The sequence below is a fragment of the Parabacteroides sp. AF14-59 genome (genome assembly GCF_003479515.1).
GTDB classification, from domain to species: Bacteria; Bacteroidota; Bacteroidia; order Bacteroidales; family Tannerellaceae; genus Parabacteroides; species Parabacteroides faecis.
The window spans coordinates 135,904-152,501 of record NZ_QUHH01000014.1 but is presented as its reverse complement, the minus strand read 5'-3'; the positions used below and the strand labels follow the sequence as shown (position 1 = coordinate 152,501).

General features: G+C 36.8%; 13 protein-coding genes. All 13 read right to left on the bottom strand.

Annotation, left to right across the window (positions count from 1 at the left end; all coding sequences use genetic code 11):
* Nucleotides 1-3 precede the first annotated feature (3 nt).
* Nucleotides 4-447 (bottom strand): HU family DNA-binding protein, encoded by a 444-nt coding sequence (locus DWW23_RS15915; protein ID WP_122354258.1) that lies wholly within the window; start codon nucleotides 445-447, stop codon nucleotides 4-6.
* Nucleotides 448-763: 316 nt separating this feature from the next.
* Nucleotides 764-1,924: a 6-bladed beta-propeller gene (locus DWW23_RS15910; protein ID WP_122354257.1), complete on the bottom strand. Its 1,161-nt coding sequence runs from the start codon at nucleotides 1,922-1,924 to the stop codon at nucleotides 764-766.
* Between the two features lie 139 nt (nucleotides 1,925-2,063).
* Nucleotides 2,064-2,522: a hypothetical protein gene (locus DWW23_RS15905; protein WP_233564362.1), complete on the bottom strand. Its 459-nt coding sequence runs from the start codon at nucleotides 2,520-2,522 to the stop codon at nucleotides 2,064-2,066.
* Between the two features lie 77 nt (nucleotides 2,523-2,599).
* A complete protein-coding gene (locus DWW23_RS15900) occupies nucleotides 2,600-3,544 on the bottom strand; it encodes an HlyD family efflux transporter periplasmic adaptor subunit (RefSeq protein WP_122354256.1) in 945 nt (314 codons plus the stop codon).
* A 37-nt stretch (nucleotides 3,545-3,581) separates the two neighbouring features.
* Nucleotides 3,582-5,777, bottom strand: a complete 2,196-nt coding sequence (locus DWW23_RS15895) for a peptidase domain-containing ABC transporter (RefSeq protein WP_122354255.1) — start codon at nucleotides 5,775-5,777, stop codon at nucleotides 3,582-3,584.
* 40 nt (nucleotides 5,778-5,817) lie between these two features.
* Nucleotides 5,818-7,209 carry a galactosyltransferase-related protein gene (locus tag DWW23_RS15890; RefSeq protein WP_122354254.1) on the bottom strand — a complete coding sequence of 464 codons (1,392 nt, stop codon included), beginning with the start codon at nucleotides 7,207-7,209 and terminating at the stop codon, nucleotides 5,818-5,820.
* 14 nt (nucleotides 7,210-7,223) lie between these two features.
* Nucleotides 7,224-8,657, bottom strand: a complete 1,434-nt coding sequence (locus DWW23_RS15885; protein WP_122354253.1) for a Gfo/Idh/MocA family protein — start codon at nucleotides 8,655-8,657, stop codon at nucleotides 7,224-7,226.
* A 12-nt stretch (nucleotides 8,658-8,669) separates the two neighbouring features.
* Entirely contained in the window at nucleotides 8,670-10,742 is a 2,073-nt protein-coding gene (locus tag DWW23_RS15880; RefSeq protein WP_158583201.1) for a TIGR04157 family glycosyltransferase, read from the bottom strand.
* Between the two features lies 1 nt (nucleotide 10,743).
* Nucleotides 10,744-11,973, bottom strand: coding sequence for a TIGR04157 family glycosyltransferase (locus tag DWW23_RS15875; protein ID WP_122354251.1), 1,230 nt, complete (start codon nucleotides 11,971-11,973; stop codon nucleotides 10,744-10,746).
* Between the two features lie 13 nt (nucleotides 11,974-11,986).
* Nucleotides 11,987-12,766: a hypothetical protein gene (locus DWW23_RS15870; RefSeq protein ID WP_122354250.1), complete on the bottom strand. Its 780-nt coding sequence runs from the start codon at nucleotides 12,764-12,766 to the stop codon at nucleotides 11,987-11,989.
* A 12-nt stretch (nucleotides 12,767-12,778) separates the two neighbouring features.
* Nucleotides 12,779-13,963 carry a 6-bladed beta-propeller gene (locus tag DWW23_RS15865; protein ID WP_122354249.1) on the bottom strand — a complete coding sequence of 395 codons (1,185 nt, stop codon included), beginning with the start codon at nucleotides 13,961-13,963 and terminating at the stop codon, nucleotides 12,779-12,781.
* Nucleotides 13,964-13,965: 2 nt separating this feature from the next.
* Entirely contained in the window at nucleotides 13,966-15,129 is a 1,164-nt protein-coding gene (locus DWW23_RS15860) for a TIGR04150 pseudo-rSAM protein (protein WP_122354293.1), read from the bottom strand.
* 9 nt (nucleotides 15,130-15,138) lie between these two features.
* On the bottom strand, nucleotides 15,139-16,598 hold a 1,460-nt coding region (locus DWW23_RS15855), incomplete at its 5' end, for a radical SAM peptide maturase (RefSeq protein ID WP_233564361.1).

The following is a 16,598-nucleotide window of genomic DNA, read 5'->3' as shown; positions in this document are numbered from 1 at the left end:
GGTTTACTCGATTTCCGGACGATCCCCACCACCTCCGGGATTCTCCGCTTTTTCTACTTCCGGAGTAATCAAAGAATAGCCCATCGTTTTCTTAGTCTCACGTAAATCAAACCCAGGAGTGAAAACAATCTTCGGAGCACGAATCATACTTGCAGAGAACTTCTTTTTATCCTCTACGCCCTCGCTCCCGACCGTAATACGGAAATTACCGAATTCCCCCAACTGAACAATACGACCATCCTGCAATTCCAGATCCAGAATATAATTCAGATTATCCAGTACCGCTTTCACATCCGCGCTCGATACCGTACTTCTCGCAGCAACCAACTTGCATAAGCGTCTGATATCCGTAAATCCTGTACTTTTAGATACTGCATAATACAACTTCTTGGAATCTTTGACTCCCGGTTCTGACGGGCGCAGAACCAACTTGTAACCTTGTGCCATAATTAAAAATGTTTTTAGTGAATAATTAAGTACGACACAAAGGTATGTTGGCAGAAAAAGGCTAAAAAGCAATAAGAATAGGGCTAAAAAAAGACGTAACAAACTAATGTACAAAAGACTAACATTATAACAAATCTTAAAAAGGTATTGAAAACACAGCTCTTACTGCTTTTCAAAAGCAGCGATATTTCACAATCATTAAGATCGACAAGGGTAAATTGGAATAATATGTCAAACAATCATAAATCCTTTATAAGATCATGACAAATCTCCCCAAGACTAAGCCATAGGTATAATAAGTTATGTATATTTTCCTCTACTTGAATTTTAAAATCCTTACTACCGGATTATCATCTTCGCTAAGCGTCTTTATAAACTTATCTACATTCCCGTTTAGTCGCTTTTTCTCATAAGCATCTATTATTGACGATGGCTGAATCAAACTGGCAATCTTATTCTTGGCTATGGCAGGAGAATTTCCTGGTCCCCACTTCGTGGCATATTCAGCATCAAAAAATGACACTCTGGTCACTTCTCCGGTTTCAAACTCATACATAAAAAACGGTATTTTTCCTCCTGCGGAATTGAAATCCAAAAGAATAGTACCAACTATCATAAATTTATCGGTTGTTAAAAAAGTAACCCATACATTCCTTGGATCTCCAGATAGATGAACCGATGGCTTACGAGTCAATATGGGAATTAACTTTCTGTTTGGAGTCAACTGATAGAGTGTATCAGACGATATATCAGCAATCATAATATCTCGACCATAATACATACTTTCAGTATAAAACTGATAAACAAAACTCCAACTATTTTTATCTGTTTTAGCAAGACGAGTTGAATATCTTTTAGGGAAATGAATATTCAAAACAGAAATCAAGCTGCCATCTTTTTTTGACACAAGCCGGTAAGGATATTCTTTTGTATTACCTTCAAGGCCTGGATCTACAATCACATCATCATATACAAGCAGTGCTTCATCATCAATATTAAAAACTTTCGAATAATTATCAACAGTATTTATTTTCAAAGTCCGTTTATATTCTCCTTTCAGTGAATAGACCTGAATAGATTGGTTACACACAAATATTTCCTCATTTTTTTCATCAAAAATTACACCTGCATCTCCAATCCATGCATATTCCTTACCGCTTTGCCCCTTATTATTGAAATGAGAGTATATTGTTCCATCACGATTGAATATAAAAATATATCCTCGTATAGGCTCATGAATAAGAATATATTTGTCAGAAACATAAGAAAGAGCAAGTCTATTCCCTAACAAAACATCATCTGTTGTTTCAAGCGGAATATATTCACTATCAGCGATATCTTGAAGACGTATCTCTTTTTTAGGATAACTTTTTGAAATATCAATTACCGGTAAATGACTCTTTTCCGATTGAGAGCTTATTACCTGACTTCCCATAAGATAAAAGAATATCATCAAAAGAAAGTGCTTTGTCTTCATAATTTCGTCTTTTTAAGATTAAACCCCAAGAAAGAAAAGAGCAGCAATAATCACAAATATAGTGAGAAGGCACCATATTCAGGGCATAATCCTATTCAAAAATCAATATCCGAATAAATTAATTGACTGGTATAACCGATCAGTCAATCTTTATCCCTTCAAACAACTCAAACAGATCATCCCTATCCACTTTCGCATACCTGATCTTATCCGATAAACCTTTTATTTCCCAATCCACATTAAACGCAAATAAAACAGAAAAAGCCAACCTGGAATAAGAGGTTTTATGCTTTTTAGACGGCCGTTCCAGAAGATTCAGGATTCTTACAAACAGGTCTTCGTTTTTCAGGTCATACAGGAATTCACCCAGGACAGTCTCCTTACGTACAAACTCTACAAACTGTTGCCGTTCACTTTTTATCAGCGCAACCAGAAACTTTTGATAAACGACATCCAGACTTCTCCATTCAGAGAAAGCCAATCCGAAAGCCTCTTTCATAAAACCGGCTCTTTCTCTCGTCGGCAGGTTCATCACTATTTTGCGGAAATGCTGGAGGGTAGGTTTGGCACCCAGCTGTACCATCAGTGAATTTTTCATAAAGTGCCGGGAAGGGGATTATTCATCCTTCCCGGCACGAAAGCCACTAAACGAGATATATTGGCTACGAAAAGATTTTAGAACCCCTCTTTCAGTATCTTTTTCAGTGGTTGAAAGAAGCGTTCTATCAAACGTAAATCATCAGTTACAATTTCGGCGGTGGCTTTCATTTCATGAGATACGGGCAAGCACTTCCCATAATTGGTGGTCAGTCCGTTCGGGAAGGCAATCTCCACCATATAATTGTCTTCCGCAGGCACCAACGAGATCGTCGAAACGATGCCGTTCACAATTCCAAATTCCTGATCCGGGAAATTCGTAAAACGCACGATCACCCGCTGCCGGGTCTTCACCTTTCCCGACCGTTGTAACGGCAGCAATGCCCGTCCGACCCAGGTTTCTCCCTCTTTGGGTACAATACGCGCAAACACATCGCCCGACGATAAATACTGATTCGGAGCCTCCTGAACAAGCAGTTGCACTCGTCCGTCCGAGGGTGCTATCAGACAATACGACATCTCCCAGGCATGGATCGCCGCCAGCAACTGCCCGACCGAAGCACGGTAATCACGGGCAGAAACATCTTTCGATGCCAGATCCATATATGCCGGTTGAATATCACCCAGCAACCATACATCCTGTAATAAATAATAACTCAGTCGTTCCGGCTCACCCATATAACGAGCTAATAATTTCTTTAATCGAAGTACATCTTCCGTCTTCGCTGGATTCTCCACCACAGCCAGCAGAGCATCCATTTTCACTTCCTGTCCGTTAAAGGCATAAAGTCCGCTGATCTTTCCCGACGAACGAGCCACGACCTTCACCACCGGTTCCCGGCTTGTCAATGTCATCTCCGTCTCAATCACATCCGGATAAATAAAAAAATAACTACCCACCAAAAGAGCCAGTACCACGACAAACAACAACGTAATACCCCATCGTACAATCCAGGCAGGGATTTGCCCCATCACCTCTTGTACCTCTTCACTGCGTAATTCTATTTTTTTTCCTGTTTCCATATGACTGTCCCCTGTAAGGGTGGTTCGCGAACCACCCCTACGAACCCAATTCCAACTGATTCTTCACCAATTTATAATAAACGCCTCGTTGTGCCGTCAGTTCCTCATGCGTACCTTCTTCCACAACCTGTCCCTTATCCAGCACCACTATTTTATCTGCATCCCGTACCGTACTCAGCCGATGAGCTACAACAACCACTGTCCTTCCTTTATAGAACTGATGCAGATGTTCCATGATCTCCCGTTCGTTATTCGCATCCAGCGCATTTGTCGCTTCATCCAGAAAAATAAACTCCGGATTCTTATACACCGCCCGTGCGATCAGGATCCGTTGTCGCTGCCCCTGGCTCACTCCGTTTCCTTCCATACCGATCTTCGTATTGTAACCCAACGGCAACGAATCGATAAAATCCCGGATATTAGCGACAGTCACTGCATGCAACAACCGTTCCTTATCGATCACCTCCGCGCCTATCGCAATATTCTTTGCGATCGAATCTGAAAAGAGAAAGCCATCCTGCATCACGCACCCCGTACGTGCCCGCCATACATGCGGATTGATATTTTTCAACAACAGATCACCCACCTTTATATGTCCTTTGTTAGGATCATAAAAACCGAGCAATAACTTGATAAGCGTCGTCTTCCCGCTTCCGCTTGCACCGACAATCGCCGTCACTTTATGTTGTGGAATTGTCAAACTTACCTTCTCTAATACATAATCCCGATCCGCCCCGTCATAACTGAAACTCACATCTTCAATATGCAAAGCCCGGTTCTCAGGCAAAGTGTTCACTTTCATAGCTAACATTTGTTCTTCGTCTTCTCGCTGGTGGATCTCGCCCAAACGTTCCAGACTGATCTTCGCATCCTGGAACGAACGGGCAAAACCAATAAACTGTTCAATAGGAGCCGTCAGCTGCCCCACAATATAAGTCAATGACATCATCATACCTAACGTCATTTTTCCGGAAACAACAGCCCGGGCGGCGAGAAAGGAGATAAGGATATTGGTAGTTTGGTTAAAAAACACCGACCCGAGCTGTTGATATTGCCCTAAAGCTAACCCTTTAATACTAATCTTAAATAATTTCACCTGGATACGTTCCCATTCCCAGCGTTTTTCTGTTTCACAATTATTCAGTTTGATTTCCTGCATACCGGTGATCAATTGGAATAGATTACTCTGTTCATTGGAAGCTTGTGCAAAACGTTTGATATCCAAGTCACGTCGATATTTCATAAATGCTAAGATCCAGGCGACATACAAGCCATTCCCCAACAAAAAAAGTCCAAGTATAGACAGATCGTAATATGCCAGGACAAAACCAAAAACTATAAAATTGACAAAAGAGAATAAAGTGCTAATTGAAGAACCTGTCATAAAAGATTCTATCCTGTTATGATCCCCAATACGTTGCATAATGTCCCCTACCTTTTTCGTATCGAAAAAATGAAGGGGTAAACGCATCAGCTTCGCCAGAAAATCAGAAATCAAAGCGATATTGATTCGGGTATTAACATGTAATAAAATCCAACTACGGATAAAATCAACTGACAACCTGGCAATAAAAATAACTAACTGAGCAATCAGAATCAGAGTAATAAAATTCAGGTTACTATCCCGAATACCGGTATCAACCAGGCTTTGAGTTAGAAACGGCATGATTAACTGCAAGATACTTGCCGTCAGCATTCCGAGTATCAACTGAAAAAGTTCCCGCTTATAAGGAGTCAGATAACGAAAGAAAAAAGAAAATTTCCTATCTTTTCGTTCCTCCATTTCTCCGCGATCATAAAAGTCCGGTCCGGGTTCTAATAACAAAGCTGCTCCGGTATCTTTCCCTTGTACCAAAGTGCTACACCAGCAACGTTCCAACTCCTTGTCATCATAGGCAACTTTCTTGTTAGCCGGATCCGCAATATAATATTTTCCATTCTTTATTTTATAGCAAACAACGAAATGCTCCTGGTTCCAATGCAAAATACATGGCATGGGAACTTCTGTCCGCAATTGTTCCAATGTAATCCTCACCCCCATTGTTCGAAATCCGATTAGTTCCGCAGCATCGCTAATACCCAACATCGATACTCCTTCACGTGAGATGAAAGCATGTTCACGTAAATATTGAACCGAATAGGTACGACCATAGTACTTCGCTATCATGCGGAGACAGGTTGGGCCACAGTCAAAAGCATCTAGTTGGTGATAATGAGGAAATATTCTTTTCATGGGATTAACATTCGATTTTATAACTAATTATCACAAAATTCTACTTACAAATCCATGACCAATCAGCGATCTCTTTCAATAAATCACCTCTACTCATTTTGCATACTCGAAGCAGTTCTTGTTTTGCTGACAAATTTTGAGATTGATCCACATATCCAGAGTTTAACTTTCTAGGATGGTATAAATGATAGATACTCCCTGTGACCCGGGATACAGGCAGAGCCAAAATCGTAAGCCGTTTTAACCGTTCAATATCTTCCGGTCCCCAACCGATAAAATACTCATTTTCCATTCCGGCCTGCATGTATTTTTCACGATCGACAACGAATATACCTCCGACAGTCAATTGCCCGAACATGGTCGGAAATTTTTCTTTTTCAGAAAGTAAAACTCCCCAGTCCAACGTCTCCCTGAAATTATCACTAATATCAGACGACAGACTATAACAAACGCCATCATAAGGATAGGATAAAATAGCATGCCTATTTCTTATATCATTTACTGCTTTATACAACTGTTCCTCAGGGACTAAAACATCCACATCCCACACTACTACAATCGGAGTTTTTGCCTGTTTTATCATCTCATTTCGATAATGAGTATGATGAAACACGGGATTATTATCCCGACAGAACAAATAATCAATTCGTTCACTCTCTTCTATATAAAGACGCTGCAAGTTATCTGCTTCCCAGATTATAAAATGTATATTTTCAAGATCCGAATACAAACGAATTATAGTTAGCAAGTTTGCTATCCGGATACTACTATCTACACGTATCGGTATAACAATAGTTACGTCCCCCATATCCGTACAGATCGAATTCTCACATTTCCTTGCCGGTAAAATATCTTTTTGTTCCATCCTATCCCATAATTTCAAAGCCAGTTCATTGCATATATTATGCTGTAAAAAATGCCGTATGAACAATTTGATATCCTGCTTTTCAATCGTACTGATCGGGGATTGTTCTCTGATTTCAAAAGAAGCATAGCCTTCAACTCCCAATCGAATCAACAAAATATCCAAAATAGATAACAATACAGATTTGCTTGTCACAGTACTCAAATTACCATCACCAGCGTGGAGATCTTCTAATCTCCCTAAAAAATAAGAAGCTATTCCCATCAACCCTGTTGCATGGGTTAAATCAGTATGCATACGAAAACAAACTACAGAAAAAAGATACTGATCGCATTCTTCAAGAACCTCATCAGCCCGCCCTTCTATTAACCCGGTACAAATCATATACTGGATGCCACATCCAATACCAGCTAAACCGGTTGAAAAATCCGGATATATACTTAAATCACAATTATACACAGTATCTTCTATTATTGATACGGCTGTATCCATATTCATATTTCTGTCTTCCGACAATAAACGAATGGCAGACAAGATTTCCGGATGTATATTCTGAGGAGCTTCCATAATTACAGTTCTTTTTACAGGATATTCCCCAAAGGAAGATTCCACCCCGTACGATAATTATGTTTAATCAATCCGGCAGCAAACTCTTTAGCATTGATCGGATCCGACATTTTAGCATTAAACGAAGGATGACCAGCCTTGATTATAAAACCGTTTGAAATCATCTGCCGGATTTGTTCATTGTCACCGATATTCACAAATTCCATATTCGCTCCATCCCACTCCAATATTTTATTCAAAGATTGCAGACGAACTGCTAATACCCCCATCATGATCATTTCATTGAACGGACCCGCTTCCGAGAAATCAGATTTGGTTTTTACACGATTTTCCGGACTTTCCTTGCATGCACGTACCCAATCCTGTTCATGACCACCCTCCATCGCTCTATCTACACGGCGAATCGTTTTGGGAATATTCGGTACACGTCCGGAGAGCAGCCAGGGCCTGAGTCCGTAAGAGCCGCAAAGCAACGTATCCTTCGTTCCATGAAAAATTGTCAAACCACCACTCACTCCCATCAGCGGACGTCCCTGGGGAAATCCTGTCGGACGCTCTGGCATAAAACCACCATCATACCAATGAATTTCCACTTCCGGGAAATCCACTTTAGGCATGCTTTCCCGAACCGGATAAACAAATTTCACATACTCAGACTGTGGAGCGCAATCGATAAACCCTGGTGAAGAGGCTGCTTCCACTGACACAGGATAACCTAATTTAAGCGCTTTGAATGCAGGATGCAGAACATGGCACCCCATATCCCCCAAAGTACCGGTTCCGAAATCCCACCAGCCACGCCAGTTCCAAGGGTGATAAATAGAATTGAAAGGTCTCATTTTAGCTGGGCCGATAAACAAATCCCAATCTAATGTAGAAGGTATTTTATGTATTCTGGAAGGAGTTTCCAATCCTTGCGGCCACATAGGACGATCGGTAGCGGTTTCAACTTTCTTTACTTCCCCAATTTCACCGTTCCAGATCCATTCGCATATCAGATCAATACCTTCGTCAGAAGCTCCCTGGTTTCCCATTTGTGTCGCGACATTATATTCTGCAGCCAACTTTGTAAGCAATCTTGATTCATAGACCGAATGAGTTAATGGTTTCTGGACATACACATGTTTACCTAATGTTATAGCAGTAGCAGCAATAATAGCATGAGTATGGTCAGGTGTTGCAACCATAACGGCATCAATATCTTTATCCATCTCATCATACATCCTACGAAAGTCTTTATATTTTTTTGCCCGTGAGAAACAATTTAAGACAGGTTTTGAATACTTCCAGTCTACATCACAAAGAGCTACGATGTTTTCCGTTTCAAAAACATGCTGAATATTTGTAATCCCCATACCACCAATACCAACGACAGCAATATTCAATTTGTCCGAAGGAGCTGTATGTCCATGGCTTTTGCCTAAAATAGAATTGGAAGCTATTTGCATATCAGACTGTTTTTATTTATAATTTTTACGCAATGAAATAGTTGTCTCCGTCGGGAAATCGTCAGGTACTGGCTGTGTAACATTGCCGGTTGCCGCCCATTCGGCACCGCGCAGCAATGTGACTTGAAATCCTGTACATTGCATTGCTATATTATCATCTAGTGTATTTCCTGCATGTCCTAAAGTCGTATGAAAAATACGTGCTTTCCCATAATCGACTGTAAATATAGCCATCTCATCACGCCCGGAACCTTTCGTTGCCGGATCGGAATATCCCCCAAATAAAACATCCTTAACGATACCCGGACCACGCATACGATCGTACAATTCATCCTGTGCATGACGCCATGCCACAGGCAAACCTTTCGTTACCGGATGTTCCGGATTGCTGCAATTAAGTACGAACTCATGCTGAAAGCCATGCGAACCGGCACATCCGGGAGATTCCTTATCATACACCAACCGACCATCCCGCATATAAATATAAGGACCGGCCATTTCATTACGATCTTCCCATCCCCCAAAACCGATTATCCGATTATATTCTTTCCAATCTTTGAAAGCATTATTCGCAGCATGATAGATTACTACCCCGCCTCCTTTTTCAACAAAATCCAAAAAAGATTTTTCTGTTTCTTCCGGCCATCTATCGCCGTTGTAGTCGAGTACGACCAATTGGTAAGATGCAAAATCTGGTTTAAAATTAGACATGATTTTTCCGGTTTCAGGCGATACAGCGACATTAACTGCGAAGAGACCGGAATTCTCAAGAATCTGTTTGATTGCAACAGAACTGACCTTCCATTTATGATTACTTTGCCCTGTTACTATTAATGTTTTAATTTTATTATCTCCAGAATGTAAACATGATTCGTACATATTCAACATGTTCGCACGAAACACATTCGAAGAATAGCGATCGAGATACCTTTTCCGACCATTATCACCCATCTGTCTAGCTTCAGTTGGATGTTCCAACAGATATAATATCTTTTCAGCTAATAGAGAACTATCAATTTCTGTTCTATCGTTATTTTCTATTACCGGAATATGCAAACCCGTAATATTATTCTCTATCATTTCTCCCAAACAGGAAGAAGTGCCAATGATTGGCAATCCATGCATCATCATTTCTATAGCAACATAACTACATTGTTCATGAAATGAAGGCATTACACCAATGTCTGCTATTGTATATAATTCATAGACTTTTTCCTTCTTTATCAATCCTGTCCAAGTAACATTCATCCAAATATCTTCACATTCTGCCATATGAAGATCAAAGTCTCCATTTCCTGCAATAATAAAACGACAATTAGGATACATTTTTAATATAATTCGAAAAGACCGTAATGCATACTTCAATCCTTTACAATTATCTACTCTCCCTACAAATAGTATGATAGGAAGATTTAATGGTATATTAAATTTTTGCCGCAACATGGATTTTTCAGAAACAGAAGTAGTATCAGTTAGTCCATTACATATGGTCACAATTTTGTCAGAATTTATTTTATAATCATCCTGTAATATTTGTCGTGTTTTATTTGAAAGACAAATGATATGATCTACTACCTGAAAAGTATCTTTTTCTATTAGGTAAGTTTCCTTAAACTGCTCTATATTTTTGTCATCCTGAACTTTTTCTAGCGTTTCCAATATTGTTTTGAAACAAGTTTGATTTCCTAACAATTTGAAACACCAATCAAGGTAATGCACTGTCAATATAATTTTACATTTGAATACATTTTTCAACTCTTTAGCAAGTCCACTCTTTTGGTTATAATTCAAATGGAATATCAGGTTATCTTTGTCTTTTATATGCAATTGAAGCCAATATACTACATTACGATGATATAAGTCCCAATGCTCCGAAAGTTCTTTTGACCATTGTATTGGTGAGGGGAAATACAAATGAATGACACCGTCTGTCTCTTCTGATATTATCTGTGGTTTATCGGAATTTAAGTTTACTACGCAAACATTTATATCACTATTTTTCAAAGTAACAACTAACTCTCGAATATAAGTACCAATTCCATACACTGCTCCAAGACGAATTTCATTGAAAATATATAGATTCATATCACAAGCATATCGTTTTATATATTCGTAACATATTATTGCAGAATATCTTCGATGAATAATTGTAAAGATACCTTCTCCGTCCATTATCTCCCATCAATTTGGCTTCAGTCGGATGTTCTAGTAGATATATAATTTTTTCCGACAATAATTTAGAATCTATTTCCACACAATCAGGAAATATAGTGAGGGGGATTTTTAACCCACAAGTATCATCCACAACTTCATCCAATCCCGAAGTAGCAGTCACCACAACAGGTAAATTGTGCATCATCATTTCAACCGCAACATAACCAAATGGTTCGAATAACGAAGGAATAACACCTATGTCTGCCATCTGATAAAGTTCATGCAAATCATCCTTTTTCAATAGTCCTGTAAACGTAATTTTAGAACAAATATCTTTACATTCCTGAAAGCACTTATCGTAATCGCCACTACCAGCCATTATCAGACGACAATCTTTATTTGTTTTCAATACTTCACGAAAAGCCTTGATTAAATAAATCACACCCTTAACTTCATCTATACGACCAGCAAAAAGGATAATTTTTTCTTGAGATGATAGATTCCATTTCTTTCGAAGACGTTCAATATCAGGTGATACATCAAACATATCACTTAAACCATTTGGAATGAGGGATATCTTAGTTATATCAAGTCCATAATCCCGACACAAAAATTCTTTCATGTAGTCCGACAAACATATAACATGATCCATCTTTAAATAATATAATTTCTCCTCTTCAAATGTTCTTTGTAATTTTTCTTCAAAAGCATCCGGATGTTTTTCTTTCAGAATATGGCACAAACGTTGCGGATTATCATAAATGGCAAATCCCCAATCAAAAAAGTGAGTAACAGTTATTAACTTACAATCAAATGCATCCTTTAATTCTTCAGCCAATTTACCACTTTCGAAAAAATTCAAATGGAATATCAAGTTCTTTCTATCATTGATATGTAATTTAAGCAAATATACTACATTACGGTAATATAAGTCCCATTGTTCTTGATGGCTTATAGTTCGTTGATCGAATATGGCTAATGGAAAATACCAATGATCAATACCATCTATTCGCTCTATATGTATTTGAGGCCGATCTGATATTAAATTCACCACACAAACATTGATTTCACTACCTTTCAACGCAGTTGTTAGTTCACGAATATAGGTGCCCACGCCAAATAAAGAACCACGACGAGTTTGATTGAAAATGTATAGATTCATTTCACTATTAGAATTACAATAGATTCACCCAAGACATATTTGTTTCATCCAGAGCAGTCAACCTCAACATACCTTCACCTGCATATCCATTGAGAAGTCCCATATCAGTAGGTGCCTTTTCCATATCCAAATTCGATATTTGTTTCTCGTAAAGTTTCGTTTTATTAGATGTTTGTGCTCCCCTGATCATCAGGAACTGCTCAATTAGTTCTGATGACCTTTTCTCAAAACCTGATATTTGTCGCAAATCAGAAAGAAAATATACCACATCTGTTTTCTCTTCAAGTGTAATTGTATTAAACTTGTTTTCTATCTGATCTGTGATATATGATAAACTTTCTCGAGCCCACACTTCCGGAGCTCTATAACACAATCGTGAAATCCAATATCGTCCATATCCAGTCAGTCCGCCATACAAGCTAAAATCCGAGCATTGTTCACACATTACTGCTCGCCTCATTCTAGCATCAAAATCCTCGAAAATATCATCATCTGCAAGCAAGAAACTATTACGAATAAGATAATTAAATCCCATACCAATACCAGCAACTCCTTTCTCATAATCCGCAGAACTATTGACATGAATTTGATCCAGCATTTTGCCAATTACATCCATAGCATAATCTGCAAACAATTCATTAGCTGTGAATTTTGCATAATGAAAAAAGAAAATAGATATTCCCATCTTCCCATGTACTAATCCAGGACATTCGGTTAATGTCCCATTAAGCACTAACATATCGGCTATTTGTTGCAACTGTTTTTCTATGGTTTCCGTTTGATATTGTATCATTTTCACTTACTATTAATCACTATTTTTATGTTTAATCAACATAATTACTGGGTTAGAGTCTTTGTCTAGTGTCGCAGCAATTTTTTTCAATTTGCCTTTCAGTTCTCCTTTCTTATAAGAATCAATTAATCCGTATGGCTCTATTTTATGATAGAATGCAACTTCATTATTCTCTGGGGTTATAACCATATTTACTACATTTTTATAAGAATAATCATTATTGTGCACAGTATATCTGAATAATGATTTTTCTTGCCTGTCATACATCAGATAAGTACTTGGGAATCCTTTGCCTGTGTTAAAAGAATATTCTTTTTTTACGATTCCCATAAAGCAATAACGGTCGGTTACAACACTAGGAAAAAGAAATACTTCCGGATTCATGGATTGGATTGATGGGACTCTTGTCAAAAAAGGCTTCATTTCGTATTCAGATGAATAGCTATAAATAGTATCAGACGAAGGTTCTACCAATATCCAATTATTATTGGGGACAGGTATTATGGGATAAGCAGAAGGGGCTGCACCATAGGTCATATCGTTTGCCTCATCTCTCAAAAAAATATAAATTGTTTTTTTCTCTTCAAATGGAATTTGAATTTCTTGGGTAATGCTTCCATCCTGTTTAGATACAATAGCAAAAGATTGCCCTTCATTGCTCGAACTAAAATTATAACATATCAGATTTTGCTTGTCAAAATTGTAACTCTTTTTATACATTGCATTTTTTTGAAATTTGAAACTTCTCTTGTATTTTCCATTTAAATTGTATACCAACATTCTCTTTGCCACGTTGTCAATAACGTACATTTCATGCCTATCTTCATCCAGAACTATTCCAGAAATAGTTACATACTCTTCAGCTCCTTGTCCCTTATGATTTATCCTCCGGATTGCTTCTCCTGTTTTTCGGCTGTAAATAAAAATATCCCCATCATTAATTCCGTTTTTAACTACTACAATTTTCTGACCTATTGCCTGAACATATCCCTGAGTAATAAAATCGTCATTTGTTTCCAGTGCAATATACTCCACATCCATAAAATCCTGAAGTATCAGCTCTTTTATAGGATAATCTGTAGTCATGACATCCACTGTAATTAAATCATCACCAATTATATCAATTGCTTGTTTTTTTTCTTTACACCCTGTAATAGCAAACAAAATAATAAGTAAATACGAGTTTATTTTTACCATTTCTATTGATTTGTTATTGTTTTTACATGACAAAGATTCGGTTTGCCAATAGATATTTCATAATTGGATGGTGAAGGACACAACCACTGATAAACACATTCATTACATGGCGCCTGATTCCGGATACGAAACCAGGACATACCTTCTTTTATTTCTTTATCTACGATCTCATGAATGCTATGCGTATTAATATTTCCCAATATTGGATAATTTAGATTAGCGTAAGCGTCACCATTAGGCATAATATTAATTTTTCCAAAGTCATGTATATTTATTGACTGGTTAGCAAAAATATTTTTTATCGATATAGATGAGGATAAAATATCTTTTTTTGTTAGAAAAACATTTTGCTTGAAAAAATCAATATTATCTTTTGTATATACAGGATTCAACCGATAATTTTCAATTTGAAACTGTTCAACAAGTTCTTCTACTTGTTGACAATCATCTAAAGATGATACATCAAAAATATAGGTAACCGGTAATGATTGATCAAGCAAAAGTTGCCTGGAATGATTCCACTTTTTCACATCTATTGGAAAATGGGCTGATATGATATATGAAAAATTACTTTTCGATATTGATTGTAAAGAAATAACGTCAGAATATGAACAACACAAATTTTTGGGTGAGTCATGTAAATCAAAAAAAGACAACAAGTCTTTATAATTCACAACATTCGCTAAATTTCCAACAATATTAAATGTTATATTTCCCGGCAACGATTGTAAAAATAGAATAAGATTTGTTATGTTGATAGATTGATCTACATATATACTGATTTCTGTTAGGAATTCCAGGATTTTTCTACTCGTTAAAATACTGTTCTTTTTATATACATCATACTTATCCGAAAAATTGTAATAAGGTAACAACTGAACAGGTTTACCAATAGATAAGGCCACATCAATTATATCACACATGTATTTTTCACGAGCCTCTTTGATAAAAGCATTGATGTCCTTTTGTTTAGTCCTTTCATGAGTTAATAAAACAACGCCACAGTTCTCTTCTTGAAGTACTTCATCCAATAGTTGAAGAACTTCAATTTTATCTGATTCTATGTTCATACCATCAAGGGTATTGTAAAGCAAAGCATGATTCTTGCTCATGCCAATATATACAAATGGTTCAACAGTGAACCAATAATTGGTTGCATTTTCCATAATAGTCATTTAAATAATTACTACATTTTCTATTATTTCTACATAATCTTTCGGATTCACTTCGACGAAAGAAAAATATCTATATAATCTATTTTTATACTCCTCTGAATCACAAAAATGTTTACAAACAAATTCTTCTGTACCCAATTTGTCAAAGTTGTCCATATGAAATAGACACTCGAGACAAGACCAGCTATTATAACAGTTTTGACATTGTTCTTCCATTTGATCATAATAAGAATTGTATCGACGAGTTATTTCAGGAATATCCATTATAAGATGTTCATTCATTTCTCCCGCAGAAAATTTAGAGCTAATTCTTTCACAAGGCAATAATTTGTTATTAGTAGTAAATAAAATTTTTCTTTGACCAGGTAAACAAGCACAGACAGGAAATTTTCTTTCTATATTATGCAATGAGTCTGTTATGTTGGAAACATAAAAATTAATAGAATTATATTTGAAAAAATTAATCAAATTACGATAGTAGGATAATTCACTCTTCTCCAACAGGTTGGAGCTATCCTTTTGATATTCCACCTCACTTTTCCATCTGCTTTTAAACATCTTATTATAAAGAGCTTCTTTATCTGGATTTACGTCACTTGCCGACAACTCCGCAATTCTTGGAATTTTATTATAACGCGTATGGATGAATTCATAAATATCTTTAACGGAGTTTCTGTCATGCAATACTGCATTGAAGTTAACATGGCTCTTAAAATATTCCGGATACGTTCTTTGTAGTAAATCTACATTTTCAATTACTTTTTTGAAAGAATTTTTTTTACTTTTAATAAAAGGACGATAACTATGATTTTTTTCATTTCCATCAAGACTAATCAGTAGCTGGAAATTATTTTCAGCTAAAAGAGGAATATATTTGTGTAACAATGTTGCATTTGTTGTCAAATTATACTCTACCTCCATCTCTTTTTTTGATTTCAATTGATTAACAGTTGCAATTACTTGCTTGATGAAACCACCGTTTAGAAGAGGCTCACCTCCATAAAAACCAATAAACAACTTGTTGTCTTTATTTTTGTGTTTTAGATTAAATATATATTTTAGAAAATTAATAGCGTTGTGGGTATTAATTTCTTTCTGATGTCTTATATCATATCCTTTATATAGTTCACCATATGCACAATATGTACACTCTAAATTACAAAAATCTGTTACTTCAAATACAATTTGAGAGGTTTGAGCAATAGTATCCATAACTGTTGACTCATTAATTTTACCATTAGTCAAAGATTGGGATATTGAAAAAAAATTATGTTTCTTTAAATACTCATATTTCTTCAAATAGTACGGATCGACATCTGTTGATTTATGATAAGCTTTTTCTAATTCAGGATGTATTAACATTGACAACCTTGATTGGTGATCATATATGTATGAATTTTTATATTCTGAGGTATGGATGATAGAGGAAATCATATGAATAGTATAATATATATAAATAA

Bases quoted from the DNA above. Each gene is read 5' to 3' on its own strand.
- DWW23_RS15915 (WP_122354258.1), bottom strand. From the start codon at position 447: ATGGCACAAGGTTACAAGTTGGTTCTGCGCCCGTCAGAACCGGGAGTC.
- DWW23_RS15910 (WP_122354257.1), bottom strand. From the start codon at position 1,924: ATGAAGACAAAGCACTTTCTTTTGATGATATTCTTTTATCTTATGGGA.
- DWW23_RS15905 (WP_233564362.1), bottom strand. From the start codon at position 2,522: ATGAAAAATTCACTGATGGTACAGCTGGGTGCCAAACCTACCCTCCAG.
- DWW23_RS15900 (WP_122354256.1), bottom strand. From the start codon at position 3,544: ATGGAAACAGGAAAAAAAATAGAATTACGCAGTGAAGAGGTACAAGAG.
- DWW23_RS15895 (WP_122354255.1), bottom strand. From the start codon at position 5,777: ATGAAAAGAATATTTCCTCATTATCACCAACTAGATGCTTTTGACTGT.
- DWW23_RS15890 (WP_122354254.1), bottom strand. From the start codon at position 7,209: ATGGAAGCTCCTCAGAATATACATCCGGAAATCTTGTCTGCCATTCGT.
- DWW23_RS15885 (WP_122354253.1), bottom strand. From the start codon at position 8,657: ATGCAAATAGCTTCCAATTCTATTTTAGGCAAAAGCCATGGACATACA.
- DWW23_RS15880 (WP_158583201.1), bottom strand. From the start codon at position 10,742: ATGAATCTATATATTTTCAATGAAATTCGTCTTGGAGCAGTGTATGGA.
- DWW23_RS15875 (WP_122354251.1), bottom strand. From the start codon at position 11,973: ATGAATCTATACATTTTCAATCAAACTCGTCGTGGTTCTTTATTTGGC.
- DWW23_RS15870 (WP_122354250.1), bottom strand. From the start codon at position 12,766: ATGATACAATATCAAACGGAAACCATAGAAAAACAGTTGCAACAAATA.
- DWW23_RS15865 (WP_122354249.1), bottom strand. From the start codon at position 13,963: ATGGTAAAAATAAACTCGTATTTACTTATTATTTTGTTTGCTATTACA.
- DWW23_RS15860 (WP_122354293.1), bottom strand. From the start codon at position 15,129: ATGGAAAATGCAACCAATTATTGGTTCACTGTTGAACCATTTGTATAT.